This window comes from Pseudomonas sp. R62 (assembly GCF_000257605.1).
Taxonomy (GTDB): Bacteria; Pseudomonadota; Gammaproteobacteria; order Pseudomonadales; family Pseudomonadaceae; genus Aquipseudomonas; species Aquipseudomonas atacamensis.
On sequence record NZ_JH635998.1, the window covers coordinates 3,824 to 7,583 of the forward strand.

General features: G+C 60.8%; 3 protein-coding genes. All 3 read right to left on the reverse strand.

All coding sequences use genetic code 11. The annotated features are described in order from the left end of the window. Positions 1-1,737: aminopeptidase P family protein (locus OQK_RS01535; RefSeq protein WP_016770795.1), on the reverse strand; the 1,737-nt coding region annotated here is incomplete at its 3' end. Between the two features lie 68 nt (positions 1,738-1,805). After that, the gene (locus OQK_RS01540) at positions 1,806-2,972 is read right to left on the reverse strand and encodes an aminotransferase class V-fold PLP-dependent enzyme (protein ID WP_016770796.1); all 1,167 of its coding nucleotides are present in this window, start codon (positions 2,970-2,972) and stop codon (positions 1,806-1,808) included. Between the two features lie 205 nt (positions 2,973-3,177). Beyond that, positions 3,178-3,760, reverse strand: a 583-nt coding sequence (locus tag OQK_RS01545) for a LysE family translocator (RefSeq protein WP_016770797.1), incomplete at its 5' end; no start/stop codon positions are given.

Here is a 3,760-nt window from a genome sequence, read left to right on the forward strand (position 1 = left end):
TACTTCGCTGTGATAAGCATTGAGCCACTGCTTTTCTTCGTGGGTCAGCAGGTCAGCAATCAGGCAGCGGGTATCGATCGGGCACAGCGTCAGGGTTTCGAACTTGAGGAAGTCGCCGAATTCGCTGCTGCCGGCCTCGCGGTTCATCGCCAGGTTCTCGATGCGCACGCCCCAGCGACCCGGGCGATAAGTGCCGGGTTCGATCGAGGTAATCATCCCCGGCTGCATCGCCGTCTGCGGTGCCGGTGCCGCTTGATAAGCGATCACTTGCGGACCTTCGTGAACGTTGAGGAAATAGCCCACGCCATGACCGGTGCCGTGACCGTAGTCGACGTTGTCAGCCCAGATCGGCGCACGAGCGATGGCGTCGAGCAGCGGCGACAGAATGCCTTTCGGGAATCGTGCCCGCGACAGCGCAATCACACCCTTCAACACGCGCGTGCAATCCTGTTTCTGCTCCTGAGTCGGCGTACCCACCGGGACCATGCGTGTGATGTCTGTGGTACCGCCGAGGTACTGGCCACCGGAGTCGATGAGCAACAGACCATCACCCTCGATTACCGCATGCTCCTCTTCAGTAGCGTGATAGTGCGGCATCGCGCCATTGGCGTTGAACGCGGCAATGGTGTTGAAGCTCAGCGAAACATAATCGGGGCGACGTTCACGGGCAGCGGTAAGTTTCTCGTCGATGGTCAGTTCGGTGATGCGCTCGCGCCCCCACGCCGATTCCAGCCAGGCAAAGAATTCGCACAACGCCGCGCCATCCTGCTCCATCGCTTTACGGATGTGCTGCGCGTCGGCTTCGCTTTTCTGCGACTTGGCCAACGTAGTCGGGTTGAGGCCTTCGACCAGTTTCACGCCACTGTCCAGATTATCCAGCAACCCCATGGTCACTCGCGCCGGATCGACCAGCAGGCTCGCGCCGCTCGGCACAGCACGCAACGCATCGGCCACTTCGCTGTAGTCACGCAGCGTCACGCCATCCTGCTCCAGTACCGCGCGCAGATCGGCATCGACCTTGCTCAGCGCCACAAACAGCGTGGCCTGTTGCTGATTGATCAAGGCGAACGAAACAAACACCGGATTGAACGAGACATCACCACCACGCAGGTTGAACAGCCAGGCGATGTCATCCAGGGTGGCGATGAAGTGCCAGTCGGCACCACGTTCTTGCAAGGTTTCGCGCAATTTCGCGAGTTTCTCGCCACGGCTGACGGTCGCTTGCGGCGGCAGATGCTGATAGATCGGCGCGTTCGGCAGGCTCGGGCGATCACGCCAGACTTCCTGCAACAGGTCGATATCGGTGCGCAGGCGAGCACCGCGTGCCTCGAGCTTGCTGCTCAGTGTGCGCGCCGAAGCCACCGCCATTACCGCACCATCAACGGCAACCACGCCGCCCTCGGGGGTTTGCTCCGCCAGCCAGTCCAGCGGGCTCGGCTGCCCCGGTTGCAGCTTGACCAGTTCGATGCCGCTGCCGTTGAGCTCTTTCGTCGCCTGTTCCCAGTAACGACTGTCGGCCCACACACCGGCGAAATCCGCAGTGACGATCAGCGTACCGACCGAACCGTGGAAACCCGACAACCATTGCCGGCCCTGCCAGTAACCCGGCAGGTATTCCGAAAGATGCGGGTCGGCGGACGGCACCAGCAGCGCATGGATGCCTTCGCGGCGCATCAGTTCACGGGTATGCGCCAGGCGCTGAGGCACCGATCCTTCGGTCAAGGTGTGGGAACTCATCATGTCTCCTGCTAATCGCGTCATCGTTATTGTTCGTAGCCTTCGCGGCCATGGAAAGCGTCTGCTGTTTAGAGCCCTGTCGCCCAGAATGCCGGAGCACTGGCGCAGGCGGTTGTGATCAGGTCAACGGCCTTGTCGACATCCTCAACGGTGGCAAACCGCCCGAGGCTCAAGCGAATGGTGCGCCCCGCCAGCCGCGCATCGTGCCCGAGCGCGAGCAGCACGTGGGACGGCGCATTACTTGCGGAATTACACGCCGACGTCGCGGAAAACGCGATCGAATGGCTCAATGCGGCGCTGTTGAACTCGCCCTCGCTGAAGGTCAGGCTCAGGGTGTGCGGAATGCGTTGCGAGGCACTGCCATTGAGGCGCACGCCGGGCAACTTCAAAAGCTGTTCGAGCAAGCGTTCGCGCAAAGCGATGATGGACTTTTTTTCTTCATCAAATGCGTCGGCGGCCAAAGCGAAAGCAGCGCCCATCCCGGCAATCTGATGAGTCGCCAGGGTTCCGGAGCGCAGGCCACCTTCATGACCGCCGCCGTGGATCTGTGCCTGCAAGCGTTGCTGCGCCTGCGGGCCGACATACAAAGCGCCGATGCCTTTGGGCCCGTAGAGTTTGTGTGCGGAAAACGACATCAGGTCCACCGGCCAGCGGCTCAGATCGATCGCGACCTTGCCCGCGCCTTGCGCCGCATCCACATGAAACAACGCCTGCCGACTGCGCACCACTTCGCCAATCGCCTCGACATCATTGACCGTGCCCAACTCGTTGTTGACCAGCATCAGCGAGACCAGAAACGTGTCATCACGCATCGCTTCGCTGACCGCTTGCGGCGTGATCAAGCCTTGGGCGTCCGGCACCAGATAGGTCACGGCAATGCCCGAGTCCTGCAATTGCCGCGCGGTGTCGAGAATGGCCTTGTGTTCGATCTGACTGGTAATGATGTGCCCGCCGCAAACGCCACGGGCCTGGGAGACGCCTTTGAGGGCGAGGTTGTTGGACTCGGTGGCACCGGAGGTCCAGACGATCTGCTCAGGCTGCGCGCCGACCAGATCGGCGACTTGCCGACGTGCCTGCTCGACCGTCTGCCGGGCCTGCTGGCCGAAAGCGTGGGAGCTGGACGCCGGGTTACCGAAGTTACCGTGAAAACCCAGACATTCGATCATCACCTGGATGACCCGCTCGTCCACCGGGGTGGTGGCGGCGTAATCGAAATACAACGGACGTGTGTTCATAAAGGACTCGCAGAGCGTGTTCCGGGATCAGGAGGCTCGTGTCTGCAAACGACAATGCACAGCCTCGTGAGCTGTGCATGGGTTCGAGAGCGTCATCAATACCTGATCGGATGCCGTTAAAGAAGTAGGGCTTCATTTAAAAGTGCGTAGGAACGCTCCTGAAACCGAGCTTAACAGGCAACGGGCCGGCGATTGAAGCAATGCGTCAGTGAAAGCTTTCGAGAAGTAACGGATACAGCGAGATCACCAACAGCGCCGCCATGCCCCAATTGAACACGCGCAACCAGCGCGGATCTTTCAGCACATTGCGCAACAGCGTGCCGCACGCCGCCCACAGGCCGACACTGGGCAGGTTGATGATGGCGAACACCGCCGCGATGATTACGACGTTATAGAAATAACCCTGCATCGGCGTGTACGTGCTGATGGCGCCGATGGCCATGATCCACGCCTTGGGATTGACCCACTGGAACGCCGCGGCGCCCAGATAGCTGATCGGTTTCGCCTCGCCGTGGGCACTGTCGCCGACCGGGCCGGAGTGGGCGATCTTCCAGGCCAGATACAACAAATACGCCGCGCCGACATAACGCAGCACCGTATACAGAATCGGATAGGCCTGAAACACCGCGCCAAGGCCGAAGCCCACCGCTACCACCAATAAAAAGAAGCCGCAGCTGATGCCGAGCATGTGTGGAATGGTGCGGTTGAAACCGAAATTCACTCCGGACGCCAGCAACATGGTGTTGTTCGGCCCCGGTGTGATCGAGGTGACAAGGGCAAACAGGGCA

What these genes read in the sequence shown, in the direction of transcription:
- OQK_RS01540 (WP_016770796.1), bottom strand. Translation starts at nt 2,972, where the DNA reads ATGAACACACGTCCGTTGTATTTCGATTACGCCGCCACCACCCCGGTG.